Source organism: Amycolatopsis sp. WAC 04169, assembly GCF_003947535.1.
GTDB classification, from domain to species: Bacteria; Actinomycetota; Actinomycetes; order Mycobacteriales; family Pseudonocardiaceae; genus Amycolatopsis; species Amycolatopsis keratiniphila.
Window position 1 is genome coordinate 49,451 of the sequence record NZ_QHJI01000017.1, and the last position, 14,175, is coordinate 63,625.

The 14,175-nt window shown below is 68.9% G+C and carries 16 protein-coding genes; 8 read left to right on the plus strand and 8 right to left on the minus strand.

Going from position 1 to position 14,175, the window contains the following annotated elements:
- Positions 1 to 14: 14 nt before the first annotated feature.
- Positions 15 to 458 carry a nuclear transport factor 2 family protein gene (locus tag DMC61_RS38315; protein ID WP_125695379.1) on the minus strand — a complete coding sequence of 148 codons (444 nt, stop codon included), beginning with the start codon at positions 456 to 458 and terminating at the stop codon, positions 15 to 17.
- Between the two features lie 3 nt (positions 459 to 461).
- On the minus strand, positions 462 to 1,337 hold the full coding sequence (locus tag DMC61_RS38320) for a TIGR03619 family F420-dependent LLM class oxidoreductase (RefSeq protein ID WP_125695380.1): 876 nt from the start codon (positions 1,335 to 1,337) through the stop codon (positions 462 to 464).
- A gap of 111 nt (positions 1,338 to 1,448) precedes the next feature.
- Between DMC61_RS38320 and DMC61_RS38325 the strand changes: the two genes are divergently transcribed.
- Positions 1,449 to 2,222 (plus strand): hypothetical protein, encoded by a 774-nt coding sequence (locus tag DMC61_RS38325; RefSeq protein ID WP_016332318.1) that lies wholly within the window; start codon positions 1,449 to 1,451, stop codon positions 2,220 to 2,222.
- A gap of 300 nt (positions 2,223 to 2,522) precedes the next feature.
- Here DMC61_RS38325 and DMC61_RS38330 read toward each other — a convergent pair whose 3' ends face one another.
- Positions 2,523 to 3,332 (minus strand): Fpg/Nei family DNA glycosylase, encoded by an 810-nt coding sequence (locus DMC61_RS38330; protein WP_125695381.1) that lies wholly within the window; start codon positions 3,330 to 3,332, stop codon positions 2,523 to 2,525.
- A gap of 1 nt (position 3,333) precedes the next feature.
- Positions 3,334 to 3,807: a ribose-5-phosphate isomerase gene (locus DMC61_RS38335; protein WP_007034718.1), complete on the minus strand. Its 474-nt coding sequence runs from the start codon at positions 3,805 to 3,807 to the stop codon at positions 3,334 to 3,336.
- Here DMC61_RS38335 and DMC61_RS38340 point away from each other — a divergent pair.
- Positions 3,727 to 4,572, plus strand: coding sequence for a 2-phosphosulfolactate phosphatase (locus tag DMC61_RS38340; protein ID WP_233595090.1), 846 nt, complete (start codon positions 3,727 to 3,729; stop codon positions 4,570 to 4,572). The genes DMC61_RS38335 and DMC61_RS38340 overlap by 81 nt on opposite strands.
- On the plus strand, positions 4,569 to 5,372 hold the full coding sequence (locus DMC61_RS38345) for an MBL fold metallo-hydrolase (protein WP_125695383.1): 804 nt from the start codon (positions 4,569 to 4,571) through the stop codon (positions 5,370 to 5,372). The genes DMC61_RS38340 and DMC61_RS38345 overlap by 4 nt, the downstream gene beginning before the upstream one ends.
- Here DMC61_RS38345 and DMC61_RS38350 read toward each other — a convergent pair.
- Positions 5,369 to 5,989, minus strand: a complete 621-nt coding sequence (locus DMC61_RS38350) for a DsbA family protein (RefSeq protein ID WP_125695384.1) — start codon at positions 5,987 to 5,989, stop codon at positions 5,369 to 5,371. The two genes, DMC61_RS38345 and DMC61_RS38350, sit on opposite strands and share 4 nt — an antisense overlap.
- Positions 5,990 to 6,156: 167 nt before the next feature.
- Between DMC61_RS38350 and pepN the strand changes: the two genes are divergently transcribed.
- Positions 6,157 to 8,730, plus strand: a complete 2,574-nt coding sequence (pepN, locus tag DMC61_RS38355) for an aminopeptidase N (protein ID WP_125695385.1) — start codon at positions 6,157 to 6,159, stop codon at positions 8,728 to 8,730.
- 84 nt (positions 8,731 to 8,814) lie between these two features.
- Here the strand turns inward: pepN and DMC61_RS38360 are convergent, their stop codons facing one another.
- On the minus strand, positions 8,815 to 9,297 hold the full coding sequence (locus DMC61_RS38360; protein ID WP_125695386.1) for a DUF5130 family protein: 483 nt from the start codon (positions 9,295 to 9,297) through the stop codon (positions 8,815 to 8,817).
- Complete coding sequence (locus DMC61_RS38365; protein WP_063277678.1) at positions 9,284 to 9,547, minus strand: hypothetical protein; 264 nt, start codon at positions 9,545 to 9,547, stop codon at positions 9,284 to 9,286. Before DMC61_RS38365 ends, DMC61_RS38360 begins: the two co-directional genes overlap by 14 nt.
- Before the next feature lie 278 nt (positions 9,548 to 9,825).
- Here DMC61_RS38365 and DMC61_RS38370 point away from each other — a divergent pair, with 278 nt between their 5' ends.
- Positions 9,826 to 10,197, plus strand: a complete 372-nt coding sequence (locus DMC61_RS38370) for a hypothetical protein (RefSeq protein ID WP_125695387.1) — start codon at positions 9,826 to 9,828, stop codon at positions 10,195 to 10,197.
- Positions 10,198 to 10,314: 117 nt separating this feature from the next.
- Here DMC61_RS38370 and DMC61_RS38375 read toward each other — a convergent pair whose 3' ends face one another.
- Positions 10,315 to 10,809 carry an HNH endonuclease gene (locus DMC61_RS38375; RefSeq protein ID WP_016332308.1) on the minus strand — a complete coding sequence of 165 codons (495 nt, stop codon included), beginning with the start codon at positions 10,807 to 10,809 and terminating at the stop codon, positions 10,315 to 10,317.
- 409 nt (positions 10,810 to 11,218) lie between these two features.
- Here DMC61_RS38375 and DMC61_RS38380 point away from each other — a divergent pair, with 409 nt between their 5' ends.
- Genes DMC61_RS38380 through DMC61_RS38390 form a run of 3 tightly spaced genes read left to right on the plus strand, consistent with a single transcriptional unit; the run spans position 11,219 to position 14,168 of the window.
- Positions 11,219 to 12,199, plus strand: coding sequence for a mechanosensitive ion channel family protein (locus DMC61_RS38380; RefSeq protein WP_016332307.1), 981 nt, complete (start codon positions 11,219 to 11,221; stop codon positions 12,197 to 12,199).
- A 20-nt stretch (positions 12,200 to 12,219) separates the two neighbouring features.
- Complete coding sequence (locus tag DMC61_RS38385) at positions 12,220 to 12,615, plus strand: globin (protein ID WP_016332306.1); 396 nt, start codon at positions 12,220 to 12,222, stop codon at positions 12,613 to 12,615.
- Entirely contained in the window at positions 12,615 to 14,168 is a 1,554-nt protein-coding gene (locus tag DMC61_RS38390; protein ID WP_125695388.1) for a glycoside hydrolase family 13 protein, read from the plus strand. The genes DMC61_RS38385 and DMC61_RS38390 overlap by 1 nt, the downstream gene beginning before the upstream one ends.
- Positions 14,169 to 14,175: the final 7 nt, after the last annotated feature.

Genomic DNA, 14,175 nt, shown 5'->3' on the forward strand with positions numbered 1-14,175 from the left:
CCGCCGCCGCAAGCTCAGCCCTCTTGGCGGGCCGTCGCCATGGCGCGTTCGGTCTCCCAGAACGCGCGCATCGACACGATCAGCCCGTCCTCGCGCACGCGGTAGACGAACACGCCGTCGGTGTCGACGCGGTAGCCGCCGGGCAGGTACGTCGTGATCGTGCCGACGTTCGCGACCTCGTCCCCGGCCGCGTGGGAATCGCGGATGGTGAACTGGAAACGTTCGACATTCGCGATCGTCTTGTCCCAGAAGGCACTGATCCCGTCGTGCCCGTGGTGTCCCTTGCCTTCTTCGTCGAACATCGACTTGCCGACCGGGTCTTCGACGACGGCGTCCCCGGCGAAGAGTCCGAGCCAGGCGGTCTTGTCCCCCGCGGTGACCGCGGTCATCGAAGCGAACGCGGCCCGCCGCGCGGGCGGCTGCTCGGTGGCCGGATCCCAGCAGACGTCGACACCCATGGTTCAGTCTCCCATCTTCGCGATGATCTCGTCGCCGAACTTCTTGATGGAATCGAGCTTCGGGCCGACTTCGGCGTCGAAACCGAGGCCGTCGAACACCCACGGCATGGTGATGATGTCGGTGACGCCGATGTCGCCCTGCTCGCGATAGCCGTCGAGGCCGAACTTGTCGATGCAGACTGCCTGATACTCGAAGGGATCTTCGGCACGGCCCTGTTCGGCCAGCAGCCCGCGAAGCTTGGCGATGGTGTCGCGGAGGTCTTCGAACTTCATCATCGCCGAAGACCAGCCGTCGGCGACGCGGGCGGCCCGGCGCAGCGCGACGTCGGTGTGCCCGCCGATGTAGAACGGGACCCGCGACGGCGGTGTCGGGCTCATGCGGAGCTTGTCGAAGTCGAAGAACTCGCCGTGGAACTCGACCATCCCGCCGTCGAGGATCAGGCGCAGCACCTCGATGGCCTCGTCGACGCGTTTGCCGCGCTTCTCGTACGGCGCGCCGCACCAACGGAACTCCTCCGGCGACCAGCCGACGCCGAGGCCGAGCCCGAAGCGGCCGCCGGTCAGCGCCGCGACCGAGTTGACCTGGCGGGCGAGCAGGACCGGGTTGCGGGAGCCGAGTTTGAGCACGGAGGTGTAGAAGGTGAGCCGCTCGGTGACCGCGCCCATCGAAGCGGCCGCGACCAGCGGATCGGCCCAGGGCGTCTCCTCGGTCCAGAAGCGGCTTCCGTCGGGCGTGTACGGGTAGTCGGCCGAGACCGTTTCGGAATAGAACAGGGAATCCGGGAGCGCGATCGAGGAGAAACCCGCCTCTTCGGCGGCCCGGGCGAGCTCGCCCAGCTGATCGAGCGGATTCATCGCGATCGACAGGGTGAACTTCATGGAGCCGAACTATAACGTGTTCTAGTTTCGCCCGCCAGTGCGCACGGGAACCCCCGGCGGGTTCCCCGCGTTGATCCGGGCAAAGGCCGAACGATTCCTGGAGTTGAACCCATGGGCACCGCGATCTTCCTGATCGTGCTCCTCGTCGTCGTGGTCGGCGGCGGCATCTACTTCGCGAAATCCCAGGCGGCGGCCAAGAAGCGCCAGCTGGACGACGCGAAGGCGGACGCACGGCGCCTCGTCGAACGACTGGGCGGTCAGGTCATGAACCTCACCGGCACGGACACCGCCTCCCAGCAGGCGATGGCGGACGCGTCCGAACGTTTCACCGCCGCGGGCTCCCAGATGGAGCAGGCGCAGACCGTCGAGCAGGCCCGGCTGGTGCGCGAGACCGCCATCGAGGGCCTCTATTACGTCCGCGCGGCGCGGCTCGCGATGGGCATGGACCCCGGTCCGGAACTGCCCGGCAGCGAAGAGCGCGATCGGGCGGGCAAGGTCACCGAGTACCGCTCGGTCGACGTCGAGGGCGAGCACTACGAGGCCTCGCCGGACCCGAGCCAGCGCACGCCGCACTACTACCCCGGTGGCCGCGTCGCGGGCCGTCCGGTGCCGCAGGGCTGGTACAGCGAGCCGTGGTGGAAGCCCGCGCTCGTCGCCGGTGCCTGGGGCCTCGGTTCGATGCTGCTGTTCAGCGCGATGTTCTCCGGGATGGCGGGTATCGCGAGCGCGTCGGCCTGGGAGTCGGGCTATGACGCGGGCCAGGAGGACGCCGGGGCCGCTGACGCCGGCGGTGACGCCGGAGGCGACATGGGCGGGGACGCCGGTGGGTTCGACGGCGGCGGCTTCGATGGTGGCGGGTTCGACGGCGGGGGCTTCGACTTCTAGCCCGCGCCCCGTCCTTCAAGCGCTATGAAAGGTCCTTTCCTTGCAAATTTTGCAAGGAAAGGACCTTTCATAGCATCCGGGAAGTCTCTCAGGCGGGCTGGCAGGTCGGGCGGTTAGTGCACGACCGGACGACACGCGTGATCCGGCGGACGACACGCGTGACTGGATGGACGACACGAGCGCGTCGGTCCCAGAGGTGGTGGCAGGCCGACCCCGAAAGCGTCGCGAAAGCCACTTTCGGGACATCTGATGTCCCGAAAGTGGCTTTCGCGACGCATCACGTCAGCGGCAACCAGTTCGTCAGGCGGGCTGGCAGGTCGGGCACCAGAAGAGGTTCCGCGCCGCCAGATCGCTCCGCAGCACCGCCGTCCCGCACACGAGACACGGCATCCCCTCGCGCCGGTAGACGTAGACCTCGCCCCCGTGCCGGTCCTGCCGCGGCGCGCGGCCGGTGACCTCGGGCAGGTGCTCCGGCGCGACCGTGTCGATCCGGCCCACCCGGACACCGTGCCGCATCAGCGTCACGAGATCCGCCCACATGTCGTCCCACAGCCCGCGATCGAGCGCGCGGCCCGGGACGAGCGGGGCGACACCGTGCCGGAACAGCACCTCGGCGCGATACACGTTGCCGACGCCGGCCAGTACCGACTGGTCCATCAGCAGTGCCGCGATCGACGTCTTCGACCGCGAGATCCGCTCCCACGCCTTGTCCGGCTTCGCGTCGCGGCGCAGCGGATCCGGGCCGAGCCGCGCTTTGATCGCGTCGACCTGCGGCGCGTCCAGGAGTTCGCACCGGGTCGGGCCGCGCAGGTCGGCGTAATGTGTCGGGCCAGCCAGCCGCATCCGCACCTGCCCGACGGGCTCCGGAGCGGGCAGCGGCTCGTCGGAGAACGTGCCGTAGAGGCCGAGGTGGACGTGCACCGTCCCGTGTGGACCGTAGTCGTGGAACAGGTGCTTCCCGTACGCCTCGGCCTTCACCAGCACCCGGCCGTCCAAACGGGACGCTTCGGCGGCGAACCGCCCTTGCGGGCTGCTCACCTCGACCGGGTGACCGGCGAAACGGCGTTTGTGCAGACGTGCCAAGCGATGGAGCGTGTGCCCCTCGGGCATGTCAGTGCTCGGGAAGCGGCGGCGGCCAGCCGGTGTTCTCGTAGTCCAGGATCTGCTGGACGCGGCGGCCGTGGCGCTCGTCCGGGCTCGGCGGGGTCGCGAGGAACGCCTCGACGATCTCCGTGGCCTCTTCGGTGGTGTGCATCCGCGCGCCGACACCGATCAGCTGGGCGTGGTTGTGCTCGCGGGTGAGCTTCGCGGTCTCGACGCTCCACGCGAGGCCGGCGCGAGCGCCCTTGACCTTGTTGGCCGCGATCTGCTCGCCGTTGCCGGAGCCGCCGACGACGATGCCGAGGCTGCCCTCGTCCGCGACGACGCGGCGGGCCGCCTCGATGCAGAACGCCGGGTAGTCGTCGGCCGCGTCGTAGACGAAGGGGCCGACGTCCTCGACGTCGTGGCCCTGCTCCTTGAGGTGGGCCACGAGGTGGTTCTTCAATTCGAAACCGGCATGGTCAGAGCCAAGGTAAACACGCACAGCGCGGAGTCTGCCATCACGTTCGGGCGCGGGCATGCTGTGGGGGTGGACATCAGGCTCGAATGGGGACCCGAGGGTGTCGCCGCCCTGGGCGCGGGCTGCGCGGTACTCGTCGTGGTCGACGTGCTTTCCTTCTGCACCACAACGGATCTCGTACTGGGAAACGGCGGCCGCGTGCTGCCCGTCCGCTGGCGCGATCGTCGCGGCGAAGAGGCCGCGAAAGCGCGCGGCGCCATCCTCGCGGGTGAAAGCGAATGGACTTTGCGACCTTCATCTGTGACGCAAATCCCTTCCGGAACGCTTTTGGCGCTCCCTTCCCCCAATGGCGCCACGCTGTGCGACGCCGCCGCCACGACCGGTGCCGAAGTCCTGGCGGGCTGCCTGCGCAACGCGTCCGCCGTCGCCGCCCGCGCGGCGGAACTCGCGAACGGACGGCCGATCGGTGTCGTCCCGGCCGGAGAACGCTGGGGCATCGACCTGCGCACCGAAACCAAGACGTTCGGACCGCTCAGGCCGTGTGTCGAGGACCAGCTCGGGGCGGGGATGATCGTCGCGGCGCTGGACGGCTACGGCCGCCTGTCCGCCGAAGCCCGTCTCGCGGCCGTCGCGGCAAAAGCGATCGACATCGACGATGCGCTGACAGAATGTTCTTCAGGGCGCGAGCTCGCCGCGGCCGGGCACGCGAACGACGTGCGGCTCGCCGCGAAGCTCGACAGCAGCGGCACGGTTCCTGTGCTGCGCAACGGAATTCTGGAGGATTCGTGACTTGGCTCGAACTCGCGGACGGTGTGTACGCGCGCCGTTACGAGGAGCTGGACCTGACCGTCGGCCTGGTCGTGGGCAGCGAGCGCTGCCTGGTCGTCGACGTTCGCGGTGACGTCGACCAGGGCGCCGAACTGGCCGCGGCGGTACGGGAGATCACGCCGCTGCCGTGGTCGGTCGTCTACACCCACGCGCATTTCGATCACGCCTTCGGCACGACGGCGTTCCTGCCGTGCGACGTGTGGGCGCATGAAGGGTGCCTGACCGAGCTGACCACCTTCGGGGACGGCGCACGGCTCAAGTGGATCCAGCACTATCTCGGCGAAAACCGTCCGGAGATGGCGGAGGCGTTGGAGCGCACCGAGATCACCCTGCCGGACAAACCCGTCGTCGACACCGCCGAGATCGACCTCGGCGGCCGCACCGTCGTGCTGCGGTTCCTCGGCCGGGCCCACACGGATCACGACCTGTTCGTGCACGTGCCCGACGCGGGCGTGATCTACGCGGGCGACGCCGTCGAGAACGCCGAGGCCGGCTTCAGCGCGTTCTCCTTCAACGACGGCACCTTCCTGGCCGAGTGGCCGGGCGTGATGGACGCGATCCTCGCGCTGAAACCGAAGATCATCGTCGCCGGGCACGGGGACCCCGTCGACACCGCGTTCATCGAGAAGCACCGCGACGGACTGCGCGAACTCGTCGCGCTCAAGGCCGGGATCGCCGCGGGAGACCTCACGACGGACGAAGCCGTCGCGAGGTCCTCCTACCCCGAAGACGTCACCAGGGGCGCCCTGGAGACCCCTTAGTCGAAGTTCAGCTCACCGGACCGGGTGCGCTTCAGCTCGAAGAAGTCCGGGTAGCTCGCCAGCGCGCGGGCGCCGTCGAACACCTTGACGGCGTCTTCGCCACGCGGGATCGAGCTGAGCACCGGGCCGAAGAAGGCGACGCCGTCGATGTGGATGGTCGGCGTGCCGACGTCCATTCCGACCGGATTCATACCTTCGTAGTGACTCTTTTTGAGCGCTTCGTCGTACTCGGTCGACTCCGCGGCCTCGGCCAGCTCGGCCGGGGCGCCAATGGCCTCGAGGGTCTCCTTGATGACCTTCGGGATGTCCTTGTCGCCCTGGTTGTGGTGACGCGTGCCGAACTCCGTGTAGAAGTCCCGCAGAGCCTCTTCGCCGCTCTTCTGCGCCAGTGCGGTGGCGACGCGGACGGGACCCCAGCCGCTCGCCAACAGCTCCTTGTACTGCTCAGGCAGGTCCTCACGGCCGCTGTTGAGTTCGGACAGGCTCATGATCCGGAACCTCAGGTCGAGGTCGCGGTGCTTCTCCACCTCGAGGATCCAGCGCGAGCTGATCCAGGCGAAGGGGCAGATCGGGTCGAAGTAGAAGTCGACCTTGGTCTTCTCGGACGGGGCGGTCATCAGGTTCTCCCAGTGCCATCGTCTTGGGGTGGTCCGGTACACACACAGTGCTACACAGCGGCCAACATCGCCGCCGTCGGCGTTGTTCCCGTCGTCAGCACGGGCTCCGACATGATTGGATGCCTGTAGTTGGAAACCAAAACCGATACCGATGACCAGAGGTGCCAGTGCCCGCCCCCAACCTGACCCGAGACCAAGCCAAGCTGCGCGCGGACCTGCTCGACGTCGAGTCCTACGACATCGAGCTGGATCTGACCGACGGCCGTGGCGGTCCCGGTGAGAAGACCTTCACGTCGAAGACGACGATCAAGTTCGCGAGCGCCAGAAGCGGCGAAGCGTCGTGGGTCGACATCGTCGCCGAGGGGATCGAGTCGGCCGTCCTCAACGGAACGGACCTCGACGTCAGCGGGTACGCCGAGGACAAGGGCATCGAGCTGCCCGGCCTCGCCGAGTCGAACGAGCTCGTCGTGGACGCGGTCTGCCGGTACATGAACACCGGCGAGGGCCTGCACCGGTTCGTCGACCCGGTCGACGACGGCGTCTACCTCTACACGCAGTTCGAGACCGCGGACGCGAAGCGCATGTTCGCCTGCTTCGACCAGCCCGACCTCAAGTCGGTCTACCGGCTCACCGTGATCGCGCCGAAGGACTGGAAGGTCATCTCGAACGCGCTGATCGAATCCACCGAGGAGACCCCGGAGGGGGCCGTCCGCACGGTGTTCAAGGTGTCCGAGCGGATCTCGACCTACCTGGTCGCGCTGATCGCGGGCCCGTACAGCGAGTGGCGCGACGAATTCTCCGACGAACACCGCACGATCCCGCTGGGCATCTACTGCCGCGCCTCGCTCGCCGAGCACATGGACGCGGACAAGCTGTTCACCGAGACCAAGCAGGGTTTCGCCTTCTACCACGAGAAGTTCGCGACCCCGTACCCGTTCTCCAAGTACGACCAGCTGTTCGTGCCGGAGTTCAACGCGGGCGCGATGGAGAACGCCGGCGCGGTCACCTTCCTGGAGGACTATGTCTTCCGCAGCCGGGTCACCCGCTACGCCTACGAGCGCCGCGCCGAGACGCTGCTGCACGAGATGGCGCACATGTGGTTCGGCGACCTGGTCACCATGCGCTGGTGGGACGACCTGTGGCTGAACGAGTCGTTCGCGACCTTCGCGAGCGTGCTGGCCCAGGCCGAGGCCACCGAGTACAAGAACGCGTGGACCAGCTTCGCGAACATCGAGAAGTCGTGGGCGTACCGGCAGGACCAGCTGCCCTCGACGCACCCGATCGCCGCGGACATCGTCGACCTGCACGCGGTCGAGGTGAACTTCGACGGCATCACCTACGCCAAGGGCGCGAGCGTGCTCAAGCAGCTCGTCGCCTATGTCGGGCTGGAGCACTTCCTCGAAGGCCTCAAGGTCTACTTCGGCAAGCACGCCTGGGGCAACGCGACCCTGGCGGATCTGCTGGGCGCGCTGGAAGAGGCCTCGGGCCGCGACCTGTCGTGGTGGAGCGCGCAGTGGCTGGAGACCACCGGTCTCAACTCGCTGAGCCCGCGCTACGAGGTCGGCGCCGACGGCACGTACACCGCGTTCGCCGTCACCCAGACCGGTGCCAAGCCGGGTGCCGGTGAGCTGCGCACGCACCGCGTCGCGGTCGGTGTCTACGACGAGGACGAGAACGGCAAGATCGTCCGCAAGCACCGCGTCGAGCTCGACGTGGACGGCGAGCGCACCGAGGTGCCGGGGCTGGTCGGGCTCCCGGCGGGCAAGCTCGTGCTGGTCAACGACGACGACCTGACCTACTGCACGATGCGGCTCGACCCGGCGTCGCTGACCACGCTGATCGACCGCATCGCCGACATCACCGAACCGCTGCCCCGCACGCTGTGCTGGTCGGCGGCGTGGGAGATGACGCGCGAGGCCGAGCTCAAGGCCCGCGACTTCGTCACGCTGGTGCAGCGCGGCGTGCACACCGAGACCGAGGTCGGCGTGGTGCAGCGGCTGCTGCTGCAGGCGCAGACGGCGCTGAACTCGTACGCGAAGCCGGAGTGGGCGGCGGAAAAGGGCTGGCCGGAGTTCTCCGCGCGGCTGCTGGAGCTGGCGCAGGGCGCCGAGGCCGGTTCGGACCACCAGCTCGCGTTCGTGAACTCGCTCGCCGGCTGCGTGCTCGACGACAAGACGCTGGCGATCATCGCGGGCTGGCTCGACGGCACGGCGCCGCTGGAGGGCCTGACCGTCGACACCGACCTGCGCTGGCGGCTGCTGCACGCGCTGGTCGCGCACGGCAAGGCGGAGAACCCCGAGATCGACACGGAACTCGGCAAGGACGACACCGCCGCCGGACGGCGCCAGGCGGAGCGCTCGCGGGCGCTGCGGCCGACCGCCCAGGCGAAGGCCGACGCGTGGCAGCGGGCGGTGTACGACGACGAGCTGCCCAACGCGGTCAGCGACTCGCTCATCACCGGCTTCTCCCACCCGGGTCAGAAGCACCTGCTCGGCGACTACGTGACGCGCTACTTCGAGGTCATCGACGAGGTGTGGCAGCGGCGCTCCAGCGAGCGGGCGCAGCCGACCGTGGTCGGGCTGTACCCGTCGTGGGCCGTCGAGCCGGCGACGGTCGAGGCGTCGGACGAGTGGCTGGCCGGGGAGCACCCGGCGGCGCTGCGCCGTCTCGTGTCGGAGGGCCGGGCCGGGATCGTGCGGGCGCTGGCCGCCCGTGAGTTCGACTCGCAGGCCGGGGTCTAGTCCCGTAATGCAATGAACGGTCCTTTCCTTGCAAATTTTGCAAGGAAAGGACCGTTCATTGCATTTGAAGCGGCTTGAAGAGCGTCAGTGCTGCGGAGCGCCCGCCTGGTCGCTCAGCATGCGGAGCGCGTTCACGAGGCCACCGATGAGGTCGCCTTCCTTGAACGAGGCCACCATGCTGGCCACGGCGAGCTTCGCGCCGCGGTCGGGCAGGCGGTGCCGGGCCTGCGTGCCGGTCACGACCTCGATCGCCCGCTGGCCGGGCGACACGGCGATGACGACCCCGTCGGCCGGGTTGTCGGTCGAGGTCAGCAGGGCTTCGGCGGTGGCGCGGGTGTCCTCGCCGAGGTCGCCCAGGTACACGCTGAAGTCCAGGCCGGTCTCGCGGCTGGCGAGCGTCAGCGCCTCGTCCAGCCGGGCGAGCTGCTGGGTGGTGAATGGGCTGATCGGACCAGCCGGTTCGTACATCTTGGCGGCGGAAATCCGGCCGCTCGAGGTAACGACGGCGCCGTAACCGGGCTCTTCGTCAACAGCGGTGGACGAATGGGTCAGTTCACCAGTTGCCACGAGCGCCTCCCGTCACCGAAGCTCCGTCCGCCGCGACGACGGCGGTCGCGCCGCCCTCGTTCGCGTGCGAATGCCTTGCGCCGACACCGTCGGGGTTGGCGCTCCACCACATGGCCGGGTACTCCCACGGCTGCCCCGGCCGGTACCGGGCGACGCCCGCGCCCTTCGACCGCAGCGTGGCCACCCCGCACAGCGCGTAGATGACCAAGGGGATCACCGCGAAGACCAGGATCGTCTCGACAAGGTTCACGCGCGTGAGCGTATCCGATGGCGTGCGGCCGCACCCGCTCGCACGGCCCCTACCGCTCGTCGTCCTCAGGTGGCCGTCCGCCGCTTGCCGCGAAAGCGCTCCCACGTTGGGGCGAAGCCCGCAAGGCCGAAAGGTTGCAACTCAACGTACGGGCGGCCGCACCCGGCGCTGTCGTCTTGTCGCGGCCTTGAAATCCTCGTAGCTTTTTCACCTGTACGGGCCTTGCGCCCAGCTCCCCCACCCCAGCAGGTAACGCACCGGTCGCAGGAGGATATGTCATGCAGAGCACCCAGACACCCGGCCAGGCGATCATCGACGACATTTCGTCACTCTTCGAAATTGGATTCGTCCCCGGTACGCGTGTGACGGCGGGCACACGGGTTACGCGCGGTACTCGTGTCACTCGCGGTACGCGGGTCACCGCCGGCACCCGGGTCACCCGCGGAACTCGCGTCACCCGGGGCACCCGCGTCACCGCCGGCACTCGAGTCACCCGTGGCACTCGAGTCACCCGCGGCACCCGCGTGACGGCGGGCACCCGCGTCACCTGCGGCACGCGCGTCACCTGCGGCACGCGCGTCACTCGCGGGACCCGCGTCACCCGGGGCACCCGCGTCACCTGCCAGAGCGACTTCTCGCTCGCCGCCTGAGTCCGAGCACGACCGGTTTGTAGGGGACGGCGTACTCGTAACGAGTTTCACCACGGCGTCATCGGCCCGCCCCGGCCGCCGAAAGGCAGCCGGGGCGCCGACGTGTTCACGGTCTGATCAGGCCGCGGTTCCCAGGTACGGCCGCCACAACGGGTCGGCCTCCTTGGAATGCGCGAGCAGCCGCCAGTGCGGCCCGTGCGGGGCCCTCGGCACGACGCGCAGGCGCCAGCCGATCTCGGAAAGCAGCTTGTCCGCCTTCCGGTGGTTGCACTTGGCGCAGCAGGCCACGCAGTTCGTCCAACTGTGGGGGCCTCCGCGACTGCGCGGGACGACGTGGTCGATGGTCTCGGCCCGCCCTCCGCAGTAGGCACAGCGGTACCGGTCGCGGTGCATCAGCCCGGCCCGGGTCAGCGGCACCTGCGCGCGGTAGGGCACGCGCACGTAGGTGCTCAGCCGGATCACCGAAGGCACGGGCAGCGAGACCGTGGCGGCGTGCAGTTCGATCCCCGCCGGGTCTCCGTGCACCACCTCGGCCTTGCCGCACATCACCAGGACCACCGCGCGCCGCAGCGGCAGCGCCGTGAGCGGTTCGAACGTGGCGTTCAACAGCAATACCCGTCTGCGGCCCCACGAATTCGTGGTGGGTGCCGCCGTGGTCGACGGGTCCCGCCCTCTACGCTGTCCGGGCGGGCGGGCAACACCCCCTGGCCGCGTTCCCGGCCCGCCCGGTGGAGCCCCGTGCGAGGGGGCACCTCCCGGATGGGCGCGCAACACGACCTCCGGCGCCTGTCCGGCCACGGCTTGGCTCGGGACGCCGAGGGGGATGGGTTGTCGGTCTGGCACTCGACCACCTCCACCGGTGCAGGCATAGTCGACCACAGATCAGCCCCAAAGTGCACGTGTGTTACTGGACGTGTCACATGCGCGCGACCCGGCGGCCACATGAAGTTGGGTGTTTCGCATCCGCCGGGGCGTGTGGCGTGACCGATCCCCGCCGAGTACGAAAGGACATTTCCTCTCCGTGAACCTGCTGCCCACCGAACCCCCGGCCTGCACACGCGAAGCCGGGAGCCTGTGCTACCAGGTGTTCCAGGTCACAAAGAACGAGTGGCTCTCCGCCTCAGCGGGCTGGCTTCTGACGAAGCCGCTCAGGATCCTGATGATCGTCGCCGTGGCGTTCCTGCTGCGGTACCTGGTGCGACGCCTGATCAACCGCGTGACGCGGATGCCCGGCGGCGGCTCCTCGAAGCTGCCCGCCCTGTTGAGACCGCTGCGGGAGAGGGCTCCCGAGGTGCTCGGGTCGGCGGTGATGGAACGGCGCCGTCAGCGCGCCGCCACCATCGGCTCGGTCCTCAAGTCGATGGCGACGTTCCTGATCTACGGCCTCGCGTTCATCCTGGTGCTGGGCGAACTGGGCATCGACCTCGCGCCGATCATCGCTTCGGCGGGCATCGTCGGCGTGGCGCTCGGGTTCGGCGCGCAGAACCTGGTCAAGGACTTCCTGTCCGGCATGTTCATGATGATCGAGGACCAATACGGCGTCGGTGACGTCGTCGACGTCGGCGAGGCGTCCGGCACCGTCGAGGCCGTCGGCCTCCGGATCACCACCCTGCGTGACATCAACGGCACCGTCTGGTACGTCCGCAACGGCGAGGTGCTGCGGGTCGGCAACTCGAGCCAGGGCTTCGCGGTGGCGGTCGTCGACGTCCCGCTCAGCTACTCCGCCGACGTCGAGAAGGCCACCGAACTGATGGCCGAGAAGGCGAAGACGCTCCTGGAGAGCGAGAGCCTCGCGCCGAACGTGCTGGAGCCGCCGGAGATGCTCGGCGTGGAGACCGTCACCCCCGAGGGCATCAAGCTCCGGCTGACGGTGAAGGTCCGGCCGGGTAAGCAGTGGTCCGTGCAGCGCGCGCTGCGGGCGCACCTGCTCGCCGCGCTCGACGAAGCCGGCTTCGAGCCGCCTCTGGGGCGCTTTATGTCGTCCGGCCCGGCCCCGCAGTAGGAGAAGGGCAGAATGGAGCTGTGTCCGTGACCGAACCTGAGCCCACCACCTTGTACGAAGCCATCGGCGGTGAACCGGTGTTCACCCGGATCGTCGCGCGGTTCTACGCCGAAGTGGCGGTCGACGAGGTGCTTCGCCCGCTGTATCCGGAGGAGGACCTCGGCCCGGCCGAGGAGCGTTTCCGGCTGTTCCTCATGCAGTACTGGGGCGGCCCGCACACCTACTCCGACCAGCGCGGTCACCCGCGGCTGCGGATGCGGCACGCCCCGTTCAAGATCGGCCCGATCGAACGCGACGCCTGGCTGCGCTGCATCAAGATCGCGGTCGACGAGGAGAACATCGAGGAGCCCTACCGCGGGCAGCTGTGGGCGTACCTGGAGATGGCCGCCAACAGCATGATGAACAGTTTCGTGTGATGGAACGCGACGTGGCTTGGTGGGACCAGGCGGTCTTCTACCAGGTCTACGTGCGCTCGTTCGCCGATTCGGACGGGGACGGCGTCGGTGACCTCGAAGGCATCCGCGGCAAGCTCGGGTATCTGGAGCTGCTCGGGGTCGACGCGCTGTGGCTGACGCCGTTCTACCGCTCCCCCATGGCCGACCACGGCTACGACATCGCCGACCCGCGCGACGTCGACCCGATGTTCGGCACCCTCGGCGACTTCGACGTCCTGCTGACCGAGGCGCACAAACGCGGCATCAAGGTCACCGTCGACGTCGTCCCCAATCACACCAGCAACACCCACGCCTGGTTCAAATCGGCGATGGCGGCGCCGCCGGGCAGCCCGGAACGGGATCGCTACATCTTCCGTGACGGGCTCGGCCCGCGCGGCGACCAGCCGCCGAACAACTGGGTCAGCTCGTTCGGCGGCCCGGCGTGGACGCGGGTGCCGGACGGCCAGTGGTACCTGCACCTGTTCTCGCCGCAGCAGCCGGATCTGAACTGGGCCAACCACGAGGTCGCCGCCGATCTGGAGCGGACGCTGCGGTTCTGGCTCGACCACGGCGTGGACGGGTTCCGCATCGACGTCGCGCACGGTATGGCGAAACCGCCGGGCTTGCCGGACATGGATCCGCGGGTGAACCCGCTCGGGCCGAGCGAATTCTACGATCCGCGCTTCGACAACGACCGCGTCCACGAGATCCACCAGATGATCCGCAAGGTGCTCGACGAGTACCCCGGCACCATGGCCGTCGGCGAGATCTGGGTGACCGACGAGGAGCGTCTCGCGCGCTACCTGCGTCCGGACGAACTGCACCTGGCCTTCAACTTCCGGCTCGTGCTCACGCATTTCGACGCGGACGCGCTGCGGACGGCCATCGAGCGGTCCCTGGCGGTGCCGAAGGCCGCCGGGGCCCCCGCCACCTGGACGTTGAGCAATCACGACGTCTGGCGGCAGGTCAGCCGGTACGGCGGCGGCGAACGCGGCGTCCGGCGCGCCAGGGCGATGGCGCTCGTCGAACTCGCACTGCCCGGCGCGGTCTATCTGTACAACGGCGAGGAACTGGGACTGGGCAACGTCGACATCCCGCCCGACGCGGTCGCGGACCCGCGCGCCAAGATCTCCGGTGCCGAGTTCGGCCGGGACGCGTCACGGGTGCCGCTGCCGTGGGAAGGCGACCTGCCGCCGTTCGGTTTCTCGCGTAATCCGAGGACGTGGCTGCCGATGCCCGCTTCGTGGGCGTCGGTGACCGTCGAGGCGCAACTGGAGGATCCGGCGTCGACGCTGTCGCTGTACCGGCGGGCGATCGAGATCCGCAAGTCGCACAAGGCTTTCCGCGGGGACGAGCTGGAGTGGTACGGCGCGCCCGCGGGGTGTTTCGCGTTCCGGCGGCGCGGTGGCGGGCTGGTGTGCGCGCTGAACACGTCGGCGAGCCCGATCGCGCTGCCGCCGGGTGAGGTGCTGCTGTCGAGCGTGCCGTTGGTGAACGGGAAACTGCCGCCGGACGCGGCCGCCTGGCTCGTCTGATCCCCGC

What these genes read in the sequence shown, in the direction of transcription:
- DMC61_RS38390 (WP_125695388.1), top strand. Translation starts at nt 12,615, where the DNA reads ATGGAACGCGACGTGGCTTGGTGGGACCAGGCGGTCTTCTACCAGGTC.
- DMC61_RS38370 (WP_125695387.1), top strand. Translation starts at nt 9,826, where the DNA reads ATGCAGAGCACCCAGACACCCGGCCAGGCGATCATCGACGACATTTCG.
- DMC61_RS38325 (WP_016332318.1), top strand. Translation starts at nt 1,449, where the DNA reads ATGGGCACCGCGATCTTCCTGATCGTGCTCCTCGTCGTCGTGGTCGGC.
- DMC61_RS38350 (WP_125695384.1), bottom strand. Translation starts at nt 5,989, where the DNA reads ATGACCGCCCCGTCCGAGAAGACCAAGGTCGACTTCTACTTCGACCCG.
- DMC61_RS38330 (WP_125695381.1), bottom strand. Translation starts at nt 3,332, where the DNA reads ATGCCCGAGGGGCACACGCTCCATCGCTTGGCACGTCTGCACAAACGC.
- DMC61_RS38315 (WP_125695379.1), bottom strand. Translation starts at nt 458, where the DNA reads ATGGGTGTCGACGTCTGCTGGGATCCGGCCACCGAGCAGCCGCCCGCG.
- DMC61_RS38320 (WP_125695380.1), bottom strand. Translation starts at nt 1,337, where the DNA reads ATGAAGTTCACCCTGTCGATCGCGATGAATCCGCTCGATCAGCTGGGC.